Source organism: Sphingopyxis sp. (assembly GCF_036261875.1).
GTDB lineage: Bacteria > Pseudomonadota > Alphaproteobacteria > Sphingomonadales > Sphingomonadaceae > Sphingopyxis.
Genome location: NZ_DATAJZ010000005.1, coordinates 21,603 through 37,898 on the forward strand (window position 1 = coordinate 21,603; position 16,296 = coordinate 37,898).

15 protein-coding genes are annotated in these 16,296 nt (G+C 65.4%); 9 read left to right on the plus strand and 6 right to left on the minus strand.

From position 1 onward, the window contains the following. Positions 1–46: 46 nt before the first annotated feature. The 4 genes from VHO04_RS01110 to VHO04_RS01125 form a co-directional block, all read right to left on the minus strand. Positions 47–790 (minus strand): 3'(2'),5'-bisphosphate nucleotidase CysQ, encoded by a 744-nt coding sequence (locus tag VHO04_RS01110; RefSeq protein WP_329626639.1) that lies wholly within the window; start codon positions 788–790, stop codon positions 47–49. A 2-nt stretch (positions 791–792) separates the two neighbouring features. Then, positions 793–2,694 (minus strand): sulfate adenylyltransferase subunit CysN, encoded by a 1,902-nt coding sequence (gene cysN / locus VHO04_RS01115; protein ID WP_329626640.1) that lies wholly within the window; start codon positions 2,692–2,694, stop codon positions 793–795. Positions 2,695–2,836: 142 nt separating this feature from the next. Continuing rightward, on the minus strand, positions 2,837–3,742 hold the full coding sequence (gene cysD / locus VHO04_RS01120; protein WP_329626641.1) for a sulfate adenylyltransferase subunit CysD: 906 nt from the start codon (positions 3,740–3,742) through the stop codon (positions 2,837–2,839). Between the two features lie 88 nt (positions 3,743–3,830). Continuing rightward, positions 3,831–4,727 carry a LysR family transcriptional regulator gene (locus VHO04_RS01125; protein ID WP_329626642.1) on the minus strand — a complete coding sequence of 299 codons (897 nt, stop codon included), beginning with the start codon at positions 4,725–4,727 and terminating at the stop codon, positions 3,831–3,833. A gap of 100 nt (positions 4,728–4,827) precedes the next feature. Between VHO04_RS01125 and VHO04_RS01130 the strand changes: the two genes are divergently transcribed. The 3 genes from VHO04_RS01130 to VHO04_RS01140 are packed head-to-tail and all read left to right on the plus strand — an operon-like array spanning position 4,828 to position 6,619. Then, entirely contained in the window at positions 4,828–5,997 is a 1,170-nt protein-coding gene (locus tag VHO04_RS01130) for an isovaleryl-CoA dehydrogenase (protein ID WP_329626643.1), read from the plus strand. After that, entirely contained in the window at positions 5,994–6,344 is a 351-nt protein-coding gene (locus VHO04_RS01135; RefSeq protein WP_329626644.1) for a hypothetical protein, read from the plus strand. The genes VHO04_RS01130 and VHO04_RS01135 overlap by 4 nt, the downstream gene beginning before the upstream one ends. After that, on the plus strand, positions 6,341–6,619 hold the full coding sequence (locus VHO04_RS01140) for a hypothetical protein (protein ID WP_329626645.1): 279 nt from the start codon (positions 6,341–6,343) through the stop codon (positions 6,617–6,619). The genes VHO04_RS01135 and VHO04_RS01140 overlap by 4 nt, the downstream gene beginning before the upstream one ends. Before the next feature lie 109 nt (positions 6,620–6,728). On the opposite strand, the gene VHO04_RS01145 is transcribed toward VHO04_RS01140, so the two are convergent. After that, entirely contained in the window at positions 6,729–8,816 is a 2,088-nt protein-coding gene (locus VHO04_RS01145; RefSeq protein WP_329626646.1) for a M13 family metallopeptidase, read from the minus strand. Positions 8,817–8,962: 146 nt separating this feature from the next. On the opposite strand from VHO04_RS01145, the gene VHO04_RS01150 reads away from it, so the two are divergent. The 6 genes from VHO04_RS01150 to VHO04_RS01175 all read left to right on the plus strand — a co-directional run bounded on the left by VHO04_RS01150 (position 8,963) and on the right by VHO04_RS01175 (position 14,680). After that, entirely contained in the window at positions 8,963–10,561 is a 1,599-nt protein-coding gene (locus VHO04_RS01150) for a carboxyl transferase domain-containing protein (protein WP_329626647.1), read from the plus strand. Positions 10,562–10,637: 76 nt separating this feature from the next. Continuing rightward, complete coding sequence (locus VHO04_RS01155; protein WP_329626648.1) at positions 10,638–11,084, plus strand: endonuclease domain-containing protein; 447 nt, start codon at positions 10,638–10,640, stop codon at positions 11,082–11,084. Then, on the plus strand, positions 11,081–12,919 hold the full coding sequence (locus VHO04_RS01160) for an acetyl/propionyl/methylcrotonyl-CoA carboxylase subunit alpha (protein ID WP_329626649.1): 1,839 nt from the start codon (positions 11,081–11,083) through the stop codon (positions 12,917–12,919). Before VHO04_RS01155 ends, VHO04_RS01160 begins: the two co-directional genes overlap by 4 nt. Beyond that, positions 12,916–13,374 (plus strand): GNAT family N-acetyltransferase, encoded by a 459-nt coding sequence (locus VHO04_RS01165; RefSeq protein WP_329626650.1) that lies wholly within the window; start codon positions 12,916–12,918, stop codon positions 13,372–13,374. The genes VHO04_RS01160 and VHO04_RS01165 overlap by 4 nt, the downstream gene beginning before the upstream one ends. Before the next feature lie 2 nt (positions 13,375–13,376). Further along, a complete protein-coding gene (locus VHO04_RS01170; protein ID WP_329626651.1) occupies positions 13,377–13,829 on the plus strand; it encodes a MaoC family dehydratase in 453 nt (150 codons plus the stop codon). Beyond that, a complete protein-coding gene (locus tag VHO04_RS01175) occupies positions 13,829–14,680 on the plus strand; it encodes a CoA ester lyase (protein WP_329626652.1) in 852 nt (283 codons plus the stop codon). The genes VHO04_RS01170 and VHO04_RS01175 overlap by 1 nt, the downstream gene beginning before the upstream one ends. A 110-nt stretch (positions 14,681–14,790) precedes the next feature. On the opposite strand, the gene VHO04_RS01180 is transcribed toward VHO04_RS01175, so the two are convergent. Continuing rightward, positions 14,791–16,278, minus strand: coding sequence for a phospholipase D-like domain-containing protein (locus tag VHO04_RS01180; RefSeq protein WP_329626653.1), 1,488 nt, complete (start codon positions 16,276–16,278; stop codon positions 14,791–14,793). Positions 16,279–16,296 lie beyond the last annotated feature (18 nt).

The following is a 16,296-nucleotide window of genomic DNA, read 5'->3' on the forward strand; positions in this document are numbered from 1 at the left end:
GCAACCGAATTAGGGCGCGCCAGCCTTGCTGGCAATGGCCTGCCCGTCAGGCGGGCGAATATTCCGCGGCGAGCCGGAGGACGTCCGCGGCCAATTCCGTCCGGCAGATCAACAAATCGGGAAGATAGGGATCCGGCCTGTTGTAACGAAGCGGCGCCCCGTCGGCGCGGCTGACGTGCAACCCCGCGGCCTGCGCCACCGCGACGGGGGCGCAATTGTCCCATTCATATTGGCCGCCGGTGTGGAGGTAGATATCGGCTTCGCCGCGCACCACCGCCATCGCCTTCGCACCTGCCGAACCCATGGCGACAAGCTCCGCACCCAGCCTCTCCGCGACGAACACGGCTTCGGCGGCGGGGCGCGTGCGGCTGACGAGCATCCTGAGCGGCGTGTTCGCAGGGCGGAGCGGTGCGGGAACGCCCGAGGTCAGCGTGACGTCGAGCCCCGGCAGCGCAACCGCGCCCACCGTCGCGGCGCCATCGACCGCCAGCGCGACATGCACGGCCCAATCGTCGCGGCCCTCACCATATTCACGCGTGCCGTCGAGCGGATCGACGATCCACACCCGGTTCCGGTCGCAGCGCGCCGGATTATCCTTCTCCTCCTCGGACAGCAGCGCATCGCCGGAGCGCGCGGCGCGAAGTTCGCGGCACAGCATCGCATTGGCCTCGGCGTCTCCGGCCTTGCCGAGCTCCTTGCCCGCAAGATCGCCCCGCGTCCGAAGCTTCAACAGGATCGCTCCCGCGGCGGTCGCCAGCCTTTCGGCGAGTTGCTCGTCACTCTCGGTCATGCTCACCCCAACAAGCGATCGATGATCAGGTCCGCTGCGTCCTCGGGCGACATCGCGGTCGTGTCGATACGAATTTCGGGCTCGGCGGGCGCTTCATAGGGGCTGTCAATCCCGGTGAAATTCTTGAGCTGGCCGCTGCGCGCCTTCTTGTAGAGACCCTTGACGTCGCGGCGCTCGGCCTCGGCCAGCGGCGTGTCGATGAAGATTTCTAGGAACTCGCCTTCGGGCAGCATCGCGCGCACCATCTCGCGCTCGGCGCGGAACGGCGAGATGAAGGCGGTGATGACGATGAGGCCCGCATCGGTCATCAGCTTCGCGACCTCGCCGACGCGGCGGATATTCTCGATGCGGTCGGCCTCGGTGAACCCCAGGTCGCGGTTGAGCCCGTGGCGGACATTGTCGCCGTCGAGCAGGAAGCTGTGCCGGTTCATCCGGTGCAGTTTCTTCTCGACAAGGTTGGCGATCGTCGACTTGCCCGACCCCGACAGCCCGGTGAACCACAGCAGCGCGGGGCGCTGGTTCTTGAGGTTCGCGCGCATATCGCGGTCGATGTCGGTCGCCTGCCAATGGACATTCTGCGCGCGGCGCAGGCTGAAATGCAGCATTCCCGCCGCGACGGTCGCGTTGCTCAGCTTGTCGATCAGGATGAAGCCGCCGAGCGTGTGATTGTCGGCATAGGATTCGAACACGACCGGCTTGTCGGTCGACAGTTCGACGACACCAATGCCGTTCAGATCGAGCGTCTTCGCCGCCAGATGGTCGAGCGTGTTGACGTTGATCTCATATTTCGGCGCCTGCACCGTCGCCGACACGCTTTGCGTCGCGAGCTTCAGCCAATAGGCGCGCCCCGGGATCATTGCCTCGTCGGCCATCCAGACGAGCGTCGCCTCGAACTGGTCGGCGGCCTCGGGCGGCGCATCGGCGGCGGCAATCACGTCGCCGCGCGAGCAATCGACCTCGTCGGCGAGCGTCAGCGTCACCGACTGGCCCGCGACGGCTTCGGGCAGATCGCCGTCGAGCATGACGATGCGATCGACGGTCGTCGTCTTGCCGCTCGGCAGGATGCGCACCGCATCGCCGGGTTTGACGGTGCCGCTGGCAAGCTGGCCCGAAAAGCCTCGGAAATCGAGGTTCGGGCGGTTCACCCACTGCACCGGCATCCGGAACGGCTTCGCCTCGTCGGCGGCGCTGCCGATTTCGACGCTCTCCAGATGCTCGATCAGCGCCGGTCCCTTGAACCACGGCGTGTTCGCCGAAAGGCCGGTGATATTGTCGCCCTTGAAACCCGAAATCGGAATCGCAGTGAAGCTGGTGATACCGATTTCGCTCGCGAAGGCGCGGTAGGCGAGCGTGATGCGATCGAACACCGCCTTGTCATAGCCGACGAGGTCCATTTTGTTCACCGCGAGCACGATGTGCTTGATCCCGAGCAGATGCGCGAGAAAGCTGTGTCGCCGCGTCTGCGTCAGCACGCCCTTGCGCGCGTCGATCAGGATGACGGCGAGGTCGGCGGTCGAGGCGCCGGTGACCATGTTGCGCGTGTACTGCTCATGCCCCGGCGTGTCGGCGACGATGAACTTGCGCTTTTCGGTGGTGAAGAAGCGATAGGCGACGTCGATCGTGATCCCCTGCTCGCGCTCGGCCGCTAGGCCGTCGACGAGAAGCGCGAAGTCGATCTCCTGCCCCTGCGTGCCGACGCGCTTGCTGTCGGCTTCGAGCGCGGCAAGCTGGTCCTCGAAGATCATCTTGCTGTCGTAGAGCAGCCGCCCGATCAGCGTCGACTTGCCGTCATCGACCGAGCCACAGGTGATGAAACGCAGCAGCGATTTCTTCTCATGGCCAGCAAGATAGGCGTCGATGTCCTCGGCGATGAGGGCGTCGGTGACGTAGATGGGGTCGGTCATATCTTTAACTTCGTCATTCCCGCGAAGGGCGTTGCGAGGCGCGTGACTCGCAGCGCAATCCCGCTTCGTCCATTGGTTCCGAAAGAGGCCCCCGCCTTCGCGGGGGTTGACCCTTCGTCAATCTGAAGATTGACGTGGCGGGTCAAAAATACCCCTCCTGCTTCTTCTTCTCCATGCTGGCGTCGCCGCCGTCCTTGTCGATGATCCGCCCCTGCCGCTCCGACGTCGTAGTCAGCAACATCTCCTGAATGACTTCGGACAAGGTCGCCGCCTCACTCTCGACCGCGCCGGTGAGCGGGTAGCAGCCGAGGGTGCGGAAGCGCACCGAACGTTCCACCGGCACCTCGCCCTCTTTCAGCGGGAAGCGGTCGTCGTCGACCATCAGCAACAGCCCGTCGCGCTCCACGGTCGGTCGCGGCGCGGCGAAATAGAGCGGGACGATCGGGATGTTCTCGCGGGCAATATATTGCCAGATGTCGAGTTCGGTCCAGTTGCTTATCGGAAAGACGCGGATACTCTCACCCTTTGCTTTTCGGGCATTGTAGAAGTTCCACAGCTCAGGCCGCTGCTTCTTGGGATCCCAGCCATGGCTCGCGGTGCGGAACGAGAAGATGCGCTCCTTGGCCCGGCTCTTTTCCTCGTCGCGCCGCGCCCCACCGAACGCCACGTCGAAGCCGTGCAAATCCAGCGCCTGCTTGAGCCCTTCGGTCTTCCACATATCGGTGTGCAACGGGCCGTGGTCGAACGGATTGATCCCGCGCTCCTTCGCCTCGGGGTTCTGATAGACGATGAGTTCCATCCCGCTCTCGCGCGCCATGCGGTCGCGAAGCTCGTACATCGCTTTGAACTTCCACGTCGTGTCGACGTGCAGCAACGGAAACGGCGGCGGCGAAGGATAAAAGGCCTTGCGGGCGAGGTGCAGCATCACCGCGCTGTCCTTGCCGACGCTGTACAGCATCACCGGCTTCGCGGCGTCGGCCATCACTTCGCGCATGATATGGATGCTCTCGGCCTCGAGCCGGTCGAGATGGGTCAGCGTATCGGTCATGCCCCGCCCTTGCCGCCCCCGCATGGGGCGATCAAGCTGTATGGCCTTTCGAGGGGCCAAGCCAGACTTGAAAGCCGCCCAGCCCAAGCTAAGCCTCGACGCGCGCATCCGCCCAATCGGCAGCGGCACGCCGGAGCGCGGGAAGTGAATGCGAAAGGCGTTGCTCTATCCCACCCTGCGCGCGCCAGGCGGGGTCGATCAGCAGGCCGAGTTCGCGGCGGAAATCATAGCCGCTGACCGTGATCGGAACCACGCCGTCGATCGCGAGCGACGCGGGCGCCGTCGTGATGCCGACGCCCGCCGCGACCATGCGCAGGCAGCGGTCGTCGCTGTCGCTGCGGAGCGCAAAGCGGGGGCGAACGCGATGGCGCGTGAAGAAGCGGCTGGTCGCGTCGAGAAACTCGCACGAGCGGCGCGCGATCATTGTTTCGGGTGCAAGTTGTTCGGGCGCAACCTCGTCCTGCCCCGCCAGTGCGTGGCCGGCCCCGACGAACATCAGGATCGGCTCTTCATACAACGGAACGACGTTGGGCTCGCGCTCGCCCTGTCGGAGCGGGATGAGCGCCATGTTCAGGCGGCCGCCCTGGATTGCCGCGCGCAGTTCGGAATCGCTGTTCTCGCTGATCTCGATCGCGAAATCGCGCGCGAGCAGCGCGGCGATAGTCTGGAAGAATTCGCCCGGCGCCGAACGGATCGTGCCGAGCTTGAGCGCGGGTTTCGCGCTTTCCTTCGCGCGGCCGAAGCCATCGGCGGCGCGAAAGCCGCGTTCGAGGTCGCGCGCGATCGGCAGGAAGCGCCCGCCCGCCTCGGTCAGGCGAATCTGGCGGCGATTGCGGATGAAGAGCGGCGCGCCGACGAGCCGTTCGAGATCGGCGATCCCGGTCGAGAGCGCGGGCTGGGTCACACGAATCTGCTGCGCCGCGCGCGTGAAGCTGCCCGCATCGACGACCGCGAGGAACTGCCGGATGTGCGAGCGCTTTATCATAAATTTTCCTTATGCTGAATCGCATGCAGTTTCAATTTTCATATGAACGCGCTTTCGGGCAGACAGGGGCGATGTTCCGCCCCTGACCGAAGGGATGCTCATGCGCGCCACCCCCGATTTCGACTTCGCGCTCGGCGAAACCGCCGACATGATCCGCGAAACCACCGCCCGCTTCGCCGACGAGCAGATCGCTCCGCTCGCCGCCAGGGCCGATGCCGAGGACTGGTTTCCGCGCGCCGAACTGTGGCCCGCGATGGGCGCGCTTGGCCTGCACGGCATCACCGTCGAGGAGGAATGGGGCGGGCTTGGGCTCGGCTATCTCGAACATGTCATCGCAGTCGAGGAAGTGTCGCGGGCGTCGGGCGCGATCGGCCTGTCCTATGGCGCGCATTCCAACCTCTGCGTCAACCAGATCCGCCGCTGGGGCAATGCCGAGCAGAAGGCGAAATATCTTCCCAGGCTGATCAGCGGCGAGCATGTCGGCAGCCTTGCGATGTCCGAAGCCGGTGCGGGCAGCGATGTCGTGTCGATGAAGCTGAAGGCCGAGAAGAAGGGCGACCGCTTCATCCTCAACGGCACGAAGTTCTGGATCACCAACGCGACCTATGCCGATACGCTCGTGGTCTATGCCAAGACCAGCCCCGAGGCGGGATCGCGCGGGATCACCGCCTTCCTGATCGAGAAGGACATGCCGGGCTTCGCCATCGGGCAAAAGATCGACAAGGTCGGGATGCGCGGTTCGCCGACCGCCGAGCTCGTCTTCACCGATTGCGAGGTGCCCGAGAGCCAGGTGATGGGGCCCGAGAACGGCGGCGTCGGCGTGCTGATGTCGGGGCTCGATTATGAGCGCGTCGTCCTCGCGGGACTCCAGCTCGGCATCATGCAGGCCTGCCTCGACACGGTCATTCCCTATGTTCGCGAACGCAAGCAGTTCGGCAAGCCGATCGGGTCGTTCCAGCTCATGCAGGCGAAGGTCGCCGACATGTATGTGATGCTCCAGTCGGCGCGCTCCTATGTCTATAACGTCGCCAAGGCGTGCGACGCGGGGCAGACGACGCGCTTCGACGCCGCGGGCTGTATCCTGCTCGCGAGCGAGAATGCGGTGAAGGTCGCGGGCGAGGCGATTCAGGCGCTGGGCGGCGCGGGCTATACGAAGGACTGGCCGGTCGAACGTTATTGGCGCGACGCCAAGCTGCTCGACATCGGCGCGGGAACCAACGAGATTCGCCGGATGCTGATCGGCCGCGAACTGATCGGCGCCAGCGCGTGATCTGGACCGGGCTGTCAGCCGCCTGCATGGTGGCGGCAGCGCTGGTGCATTCGCTGCTCGGCTACCGGCGCCTGATCGCGCCGCTGCTGCGGAACCGCGGAGGCCTGCTCGCCGACGCGCTGGTCCGTCGGATCGTCCGCTTCGCCTGGCACGCGACGTCGGTGCTGATGCTCGTGTCGGCGGCGGCAGTGAGCTGGCCGGGGACGCCGAAGGCGTTGCTGGTCGTCATCGGCGCGGCCTGGCTGGCGACGGGACTCTTCAACGCCGTTTATACGAAGGGCCGCCACATCGCCTGGCCGGTGCTGAGCGCGGCGGGCCTCTGCGCGCTGATCGGCGGCCTCGCATGAGCGACACCCTGCTCGACGCGCTGCAATATTATGGCGCCGCCGCCGCGACGCTCGCGGCGCTGCTCGTCTCGCTCAACCTCGGCGAGCGGTGGAACGGCTGGGCGTTCGTGATCTTCGTGACGAGCAGTCTCGCGCTGATCGCCTGGGGTTTCCTGCAGCCCGACAGCGAAGGCATCGGCTGGCAGAATGTCGCGCTGCTCTGCATCAATCTGGTCGGCGTCTACAGCCATTTGATCCGCAAGAAGCCGGCGAAGAAGCAGGTCTCCCATGATTGACGTCATTGCGAGCGGAGCGAAGCAATCTCCAGCTTTCAGGGCCTATTTAAGGTCGATGGCTGGAGATTGCTTCGTCGCTCCGCTCCTCGCAATGGCGAGAGATCGGATATTACCCCCACACCCGCACGCGCTTGTCGGGCGCGAGGTAGAGCTTGTCGCCTTCCTTGACGTCGAACGCCTTGTACCAGGCATCGAGGTTGCGGACGGTGAGCGCGCGGTACATCCCCGGCGCGTGGCCGTCGGTCGCGATGCGTGCGCGCAGCGCCTCGTCGCGCATCTTGGTCGCCCAGGTCTGCGCATAGGCGATGAAGAAGCGCTGATCGCCGGTGAAGCCGTCGATCACCGGCGCGGCCTTGCCGCCGAGCGAAGCGTGATAGGCGTCGTAGGCCGCCTGCAATCCCGCGACGTCGGCGATATTCTCGCCCAGCGTCAGCTTGCCGTTCACCGCCAGGTCGGGGAACGGCTTGTAGGTGTCGAACTGCGCGGCGAGCGCAGCGCCGGCTTCCTCAAACTTCTTGAGGTCGGCGGCCGTCCACCAGTTGCGCAGCGCGCCGGTCGAATCGAACGCCGCGCCATTATTGTCGAAGCTGTGGCTGATCTCGTGGCCGATGACGGCCCCGATCGCGCCATAATTATAGGCGGGGTCGGCGGCGGCGTTGAAGAAGGGCGGCTGCAGGATCGCGGCGGGGAAGTTCAGCGCGTTCTGCACCGGCAGGTTGACGGCGTTGACCGTCTGCGGCGTCATCCACCATTCGGCCTTGTCCATCGGCTTGCCGATCTTGGCGAGCTGGTGCGCATATTCGGCCTTCCCGCCCGCGATCTTGTTGGCATAGGCATTGTCGGCGCTGACGGTGTAGCTGCCGTAATCGCGCCAGGTTTCGGGATAGCCGACGCCGACGACGATCGTCTCGACCTTCTTGATCGCTTCCTTCTTGGTTTCGGGGGCCATCCAGTCGATCGCGTTCACGCGCGTGGCGAACGCCGCCTTGATGCCCTTCACCATGTCGCCGACCTCGGCCTTCGCCGACGCGGGGAAATATTTCTCGGCATAGACGCGGCCGACCGCGTCGCCGAGGTCGGTGTTCAGCGCGTCGAGCGCGCGCTTGTCGCGGCTGCGCTGCTGCGGTGTGCCCGAAAGCGTCGTGCCGTAAAAGGCGAAGTGCGCATTATCGAGCGCGCTCGGCAGCACGTCGGTGTGGCTGTTGATCTGGTGAAACGCCAGCCAATCCTTCCACGTATCGAGCGGCTCCGACGCCACGAGCGCCGACAGGCCGGTGATCGCCTTCGCATGATAGGCGCCGAACTTCGCCGCCTTGTCGAGCCCCGCCGCCGCGAAATAAGCGTCCCAGTCGATGCCCGGCGCCTTTTTCGCGAAATCGCCCTTCGCCCAGACGCCCGCCGACTTGGCGAAATCCTCGCTCTCTTCGCGGCTTGCGTGCGCCTTCGCGATCTTGACCTCGAGGTCATAGATGCGCTTCGCCTTCGCTTCGGCGTCGGGTTGACCGGCGGCGGTCAGCAGCTTGGCGATATAGGCCTGATACTGCGTGCGGATCGTCGCCATCTTGGGATCGGCCGACAGATAATATTCGCGCTCGGGCAGGCCGAGACCGCCCTGCAGCACATAGGGGATCACCTCGCCGGGCGTGGCGAGGCCCTGCGTCACGAAGATGCCGAACAGATTTTCGGTGTTGAAATCGGTCGCGTTCAGCGGATCGACGTCGGCGCGCGTCTGCTCGCCCAGCACCTTCGACAGCGAGGCCTTGTCGGTGACCGCCGCGAAGCGCGCGAGATCGGCTTCGACGGGCTTCATCCCCGCGGCGTCGATCGCCTTGGTGTTCATATAGGCATTGTAGAAGGCGGCGATGCGGCCGTCGTCGGTCTTGGGATCGCCGCCGCTCTTGACGATCGCATCGACCAGCTCGCGGGTGCGCTTTTCGGTTTCGAGGAAGGCGATGTAGAAGGCGCCGGTCGACGAGCGGTCCGCCGGGATCGCGGTCGTCTTTTGCCAATTGCCGTTGGCATAGGCGTAAAAGTCGTCGCCGGGCTTCACGCTGGTGTCCATCGCGGTCTTGCTGATGCCGAGTTCGGTGCCGACGGTGTAGCTCGCGTCGGCCTTGTCGCCGCCCTTCGAGCAGGCGACCGGACCCGCGACGATCGCGGCGGTGGACAGAAGGATGGCGAAGACGGTCTTTTTCATGGGGTCGGCCTTGCTTTCATGGGGGATGCGAAGGGGCATAGGCCTGTGACGATCCGGTTTCAATGCCAACCATTTTCGGTCTGCGGTCCTTGTGGGTCGACGAGCGGCGGGGTATCCCGCCAGACTTCAGCGGGAGAGTGAAAGACGTGAGCGCGCCTGTTCTGGGAACGATGATCGATGCGGAAAGCGAGACGTTTCGCGCCAATGCCGCGCACAATCGCGGCCTGCGCGACGAGCTCTATGCGCGGGTCGCCGCGGCGGCGCTCGGCGGCAACGAAAAGTCGCGCGAGCGGCACACGAGCCGCGGCAAGCTGCTGCCGCGCGAGCGGGTCGAGCGGCTGCTCGATCCGGGCTCGCCCTTCCTCGAGATCGGGCAGCTTGGGGCGGGCGATATGTATGAGGGCGAGGTTCCCGGCGCGGGGATGATCGCCGGCATCGGCCGCGTGTCGGGGCGGCAGGCGATGATCGTCTGCAACGACGCGACGGTGAAGGGCGGCACCTACTATCCGATGACGGTGAAGAAGCATCTCCGCGCGCAGGAGATTGCCGAGGCGAACCGTCTGCCCTGCCTCTACCTCGTCGACAGTGGCGGCGCGAACCTGCCGCATCAGGACCAGGTCTTTCCCGACCGCGACCATTTCGGGCGCATCTTCTTCAATCAGGCGAATATGTCGGCGAAGCGCATCCCGCAGATCGCCTGCGTGATGGGAAGCTGCACCGCGGGCGGCGCTTATGTGCCCGCGATGAGTGACGAGACGGTGATCGTGCGCAATCAGGGCACGATCTTCCTCGCCGGTCCGCCGCTGGTGAAGGCCGCGACGGGCGAGGAGATCAGCGCCGAGGATCTGGGCGGCGGCGATCTCCACGCGAAGAAATCAGGCGTCGTCGATCACCTCGCCGAGAATGACGAACATGCGCTGACGATCGTGCGCGATATTGTGTCGAGCTTCGGCGTCGAACAAGGCTTCGAGGTGGCGATGAAAGACCCGCGCCCGCCTAAATATGACGCAGCGGAGCTTTACGGCATCATCCCGCAGGACGTGCGCGCGCCCTATGATGTGCACGAGGTGATCGCGCGCATCGTCGATGGCAGCGAGTTTCACGAGTTCAAGGCGAATTACGGTAGCACGCTCGTCTGCGGCTTCGCGCATATCTGGGGCATTCCGGTCGCAATCCTCGCGAACAACGGCGTGCTGTTCAGCGAAAGCGCGGTGAAGGGCGCGCATTTCATCGAATTGGCGCAGCAGCGGCGCATTCCCTTGCTCTTCCTCCAGAATATCAGCGGTTTCATGGTCGGCGGCAAATATGAGGCCGAGGGGATCGCCAAACATGGCGCGAAGCTTGTGACGGCGGTCGCGACGGCGACGGTGCCGAAGATCACCGTACTGATCGGCGGCAGCTTCGGCGCGGGCAATTACGGCATGTGCGGGCGCGCCTATAGCCCACGTTTCCTCTTCACCTGGCCCAATGCGCGGATCAGCGTGATGGGCGGCGAGCAGGCGGCGTCAGTGCTGGCAACCGTCCACCGCGACGCCGACAAATGGACGCCCGAAGAGGCCGAAGCCTTCAAGGCGCCGATCCGCCAGAAATATGAAGATGAAGGCAACCCCTATCACGCCACCGCGCGCCTGTGGGACGACGGCATCATCGACCCCGCACAGACGCGCGACGTGCTGGGGCTGGCCTTTGCGGCAACGCTGAATGCCCCGGTCGAGGGCCGTGGGTTCGGCGTGTTCAGGATGTGATGATGGCGCGGCGCTGCGAGATCCTCCCCGGAACGGGGAGGGGGACCATCCGCAGGATGGTGGAGGGGCACTCTCGATGATCACCGGCCCCCGCGACACGCTGAAACGCGCCCGCAAATTGCGCAGCGAAATGAGTCTTCCCCAACGGATGCTCTGGCGGGTGTTGCGAGAGCGGCCGGATGGTTTCAAGTTTCGACGCCAGCACCCGGCGGGCATCTATATTCTGGATTTCTATTGTCCGGCCGTGCGGCTGGCGATCGAGGTCGATGGCCGAACGCATGACGGTGAGCGCGCCGCGCGACAGGATGCGGTCCGATCGAATTTCCTGAAGTCGCAGCATGTCGCGACGCTGCGCGTGCCGGCAACGGCGATCTTGACCAATTTGGAGACCGCGATGATGCGGATAATGGACGTGTGCAAGGAACGGGCGATGAAGATCAGCGAACGGCAAGGCAAACCGCCTGTGCCCCTCCACCATCCTGCGGATGGTCCCCCTCCCCGTTCCGGGGAGGATCGGCTGTGATCACCTCCCTCCTCATCGCCAATCGTGGCGAGATCGCCTGCCGCATTATCCGCACCGCGCGCGAGATGGGCATAAGGACCGTCGCGGTCTATTCGGACGCCGACGCCAAGGCGCTCCATGTGCGCGAGGCCGATGAGGCGGTGCATATCGGGCCGTCGCCGGCGCGCGAATCCTATCTGGTCGGCGAGAAAATCATCGCCGCCGCGAAGGCGACCGGGGCCGAAGCGATCCATCCGGGCTATGGATTCCTGTCGGAGAATGCCGAGTTCGCGCAGGCGGTTGCTGATGCCGGGCTCATCTGGGTCGGGCCGAAGCCGTCGTCTATCATCGCGATGGGGCTGAAAGACGCCGCGAAGAAGCTGATGGCCGAAGCCGGGGTGCCGGTGACGCCGGGCTATATGGGCGAAAATCAGGACCCCGCCTTCCTCGCCGAACAGGCTGCCGGGATCGGCTATCCCGTGCTCATCAAGGCGGTCGCGGGCGGCGGTGGCAAGGGAATGCGCAAGGTCGACGCGGCGGACGATTTCGCCGACGCGCTCGCCTCGTGCCAGCGCGAGGCGGCGGCGTCGTTCGGCAACGACCATGTGCTGATCGAGAAATATATCCTGACCCCGCGCCATATCGAGGTGCAGGTGTTCGGCGACACGCACGGCAATGTCGTCCACCTGTTCGAACGCGACTGCTCGCTGCAACGCCGCCACCAGAAGGTGATCGAGGAAGCCCCTGCCCCCGGCATGGACGAAGCGACGCGCGCCGAGCTCTGCGCCGCCGCGGTGCGCGCTGCAAAGGCGGTCGACTATGTCGGCGCGGGAACGATCGAGTTCATCGCCGACGCCAGCGAAGGCCTGCGCGCCGACCGCATCTGGTTCATGGAAATGAACACGCGGTTGCAGGTCGAGCATCCGGTGACCGAGGAAATCACCGGCGTCGATCTGGTCGAATGGCAGCTTCGCGTCGCGTCGGGGGAGCCAATCCCGCTCAAGCAGGACGAATTGGCGATCAACGGCTGGGCGATGGAAGCGCGCCTTTATGCCGAAGATCCGGCGAAGGGCTTCCTGCCGTCGATTGGCACGCTCGAACTCTTCGAGCTTCCCGAGCAACTCGGCCGCATCGACACCGGCGTCTATGAGGGCGCCGAGGTCTCTCCCTTCTATGACCCGATGATCGCCAAGGTGATTGCCTATGGCGAGGATCGCGAGGAAGCGCGCGAAATGTTGTCGGAGATGCTGGAGGATAGCGCGATCTGGCCGGTGAAGACCAACTCCGCCTTCCTGATCGCCGCACTCGATCATCCCGATTTCGTCGCGGGCACGGTCGATACCGGGCTGATCGGCCGCGACGGCGATCGCATGGCCGCCGAGCCGGTGCCGTCGAGCCAAGCGCTTACCAATGCCGCGATGGCGATGGTGCCGCGCTCGCTGCAAGCAGGTTTCCGCCTCAACGCGCCCGATGTGCGCACCGCCCCCTTTCTGCTCGACGGCAAGCGCGTCGACGTGACGCTGCACGGCCCCGGCACCGACGAGCCCGCACCGGCGATGCTCGTTGCCGAAGCGGGTTCGGTCTGGCAATTGTCGCCATGGCGCGCGGCGGGCGCAGCCGGCGGCAGCGCCGGCGACGGCGCGATCCTGTCGCCGATGCCGGGCAAGATCATCGCGGTCGACGTCGCGGCGGGTGACGCGGTGACGAAGGGACAGAAGCTGCTGACCCTCGAAGCGATGAAGATGGAGCATAGCCTGACCGCGCCGTTCGATGGCGTGGTCGCCGAGCTCAACGCCGTCGCGGGCGCGCAGGTGCAGGTCGAGGCGCTGCTCGCGAAGATCGAGGCGGCCGAATGAGCGGCCTCATCCTCCGCGACGCGACGAAGGCCGACCTTCCCGCGATCCTCGCGATGCTCGCCGAGGATGTGATTCCGCCGGGGCGAGAGGCCGACCCGTCGGACCCGCGTTACCTTGCCGCGTTCGAGGCGATCGACGCCGACCCGAGCCAGCGCCTGATCGCGGCGGAACTGGGCGGCCGCGTCGTCGGGACGATGCAACTCAGCTTCTTGCCGGGACTTTCCTTTATCGGAAGCTGGCGCGGACTGATCGAGGCGGTGCGCATCGTCGCCGACCTGCGCGGACAGAGGCTGGGCGAGCAGATGATCCTGTGGGCGGTGGACCAGTGCCGCGCACGCGATTGCAAGCTTGTCCAATTGACGTCGTCGTCTACACGCACCGCGGCGCACCGCTTCTATGCCCGGCTCGGCTTCGTACAGAGCCATGTCGGCATGAAATTGCATTTGAGGGACTGACGATGGCAGGCAGGTTTTTCGACGAATGGACGATCGGCGACACGCTGGCGCACGATATCCGGCGCACGGTGACCGAGACCGACAATCTGCTGTTCACGACGATGACGCACAATCCGCAGCCGCTGCATCTCGACATCGAGGCGGCGAAGGCGTCGGAGTTCGGGCAGATTCTCGTCAACGGCACCTTCACCTTCAGCCTGATGGTCGGGCTGTCGGTCGGCGACACGACGCTCGGCACGCTCGTCGCCAACCTCGGCTACGACAAGCTGGTGATGCCGAAGCCGGTGTTCCTCGGCGACACGCTGCGCGCGACGAGCGAGGTGATCGGCCTCAAGGAATCGAAATCGCGCCCGAATGCGGGTATCGTGACCTTCCTCCACCGTGCCATCAACCAGCGCGACGAGACCGTCTGCCAGTGCGAACGCTCGGCGCTGATCAAGAAGAAGGACGCCTGATGCGCCTCCGCTCCCTGCTCTTCGTCCCCGGCGACCGCCCCGAACGCTTCGCCAAGGCGGCCGCGTCGGGCGCCGATGCGATCATCCTCGACCTTGAGGATTCGGTTTCGCTCGCGAACAAGGAGGCGGCGCGCGCGGCGATCGCCGACTATCTGGTGGGGGAGCGCGAGGTGATCACGCTCGTGCGCGTCAATCCGCTCGACGGGCATATGACCGCGGCCGATGTCACGGCGATCGCCGCCGCGCGGCCCGACGCGATCATGCTCCCCAAGGCCGAGGGCGCGCCGAGCATCCAGCAGCTCGACACGATCCTGCGCAGCGAATCCGCGCGCGATGCTTCGCTGCCGCCGATCCTGCCGATCGCGACCGAAACGCCCGCGGCGGTCTTCACCCTCGGCAGCTATCGCGAGGCGAAGGAGCGGCTCGTCGGGCTGACCTGGGGCGCCGAGGACCTGCCCGCGGCGATCGGCGCGACCACCAGCCGGACCGAGGACGGCAGCTACACCTCGCCCTATGAAGTCGCGCGCGCGCTGACGCTGTTCGCGGCGCATGGCGCGGGGGTCGCGGCGATCGACACCGTCTTTCCGGCGATCAAGGACGAGGCGGGACTCGCCGCCTATGCCGCGCGGGCGCGGCGCGACGGCTTCACCGGCATGATGGCGATCCATCCCTCGCAGGTCGGGCCAATCAACGCGGCCTTCACGCCCTCGGCCGACGAGGTCGCGCGCGCGCAGGCGATCGTCGATGCCTTTGCGGCCAATCCGGGAGTGGGCGTGCTGCAGGTCGACGGCAAGATGGTCGATGCGCCGCACCTCAAGCAGGCGCAGCATATATTGTCGCTGGCGGATTAGGGGCTCCTTCGTCATTGCGAGCGAAGTGAAGCAATCTCCAGCCTTCAGCTTTGCGCCACGTCGAAAGCTGGAGATTGCTTCGTCGCTACGCTCCTCGCAATGACGGCTGTCTATTTGAACGGCCGATGCCGCTTCATCCACGTCTTGCCGCGGTGCCAGCTTTTCTTCAGCCCGCGCTCGGCGATTCCCTCGAACATCGCATCAGGACTCGTCGGATCGAGCAGTTCGTTATCGGCGATGAATTCGTCGAGCGGCCCCGGCGGAACAAGGTCGAGCATTTCGAGCGAGCGGCCGGCGCCGCGCAGCGCCTCGATCGTTTCGATCAGCGATCCCGTGGCGTCGAAACGGCGCGCGACCTCCGCAGGGCCGGCGTCCAGATGCTCGGCAATCAGCGACTCGCGCAGGCGCCGGATGACGGGTTCGACGCCATGGTTCGCGGGCAGCGCGGTGTCGATCGTCACGTCGCACTCGCTGTCGAGCCCCATCGAGCGGTTGTTCATGTTCGCCGACCCGACGCGGAGCATCCGGTCGTCGATGATCGCGGTCTTGGCGTGGACATAGATGGGCTCGCCGTCCTGCGTGCGCGGATAATAGACTTTCAGCCGGTCGCCGTGCTTCGCCTTGGCGACCGCGCGGACGAGCTGCACCCGCGCCGCGTCCATCGCCATCTGTTCGAGCCAGCCGTCGGCGGTCTTGGGCATCACCATCACGAATTCGGGCGGATCGTCCTCGTTCAGTCGCTCAGCGATGGCGGCGGCGATCTTGCCGCAGGTGAAATATTGGTTCTCGAAATAGGCGAAGCGCTTCGCGGCGGCGATCATGTCGAGATAGAGGCGCTCGATCTCGCGGATTTCGGGATGGCCGTCATATTCGGCGCGCGTGCGCGAAATGGCGACGTCGACGCCCTCGAAGTCCGGATCGAGATCGTCCGGCCAATTCTCCCCCTTGCCGTTCAATTCACGCAGCGGCTTCTTCGTCGCGCGCTGCCAGCGCTCGTTGCCGAGGTCGGCGAGCGCGGCCCCGACCGGCCCCGCAAGGATCATCGTGCTGTCGTGCCATGGCATATAGGGCTTGCCGTCGGGCGCGGTGCGATGCGGGTCGCCGTCCTTATGCTCGCGCGTGTCCCAGCGGTTCGCGCCGACATCGATGCCGCCGCACACCGCGAGGTGATCGTCGAACACCGCGACCTTCTGATGATGGCTGCACCCGACCGGATGCGCGCTGTCGAGGCGAAAACTGATCGAGCGCGTGATCTTCCAGCGCAGTACCATCGAGACGATGCGCGGCATCGCGAACTGCTTGAGCCCGCCGAAATTCCAGCGCAGGATGTCGATGTCGCGATCGGGGCAATTCTTCGCGAGGCGGAGCAGATAGTCGCCGAGCGGTTCGCCCTTCCCTTGGCTGTCGGGCTTCAGCGCGATGCGCGGATCGAAATCCCAGCCGATGAGCAGGATGCGTTCCTTCGCGTCGGCCATCAGCCGTTCGAGCAGCGCATAATAGTCGGCGGCATCGACGATCATCCGCACCTTGTCGGCGCGTTCGATCCGCCAGCAATTGCGGCCCTCGACGACGATCGGTGCGAGATCATTCCCCATCATCGCCAGCACGCATCATGG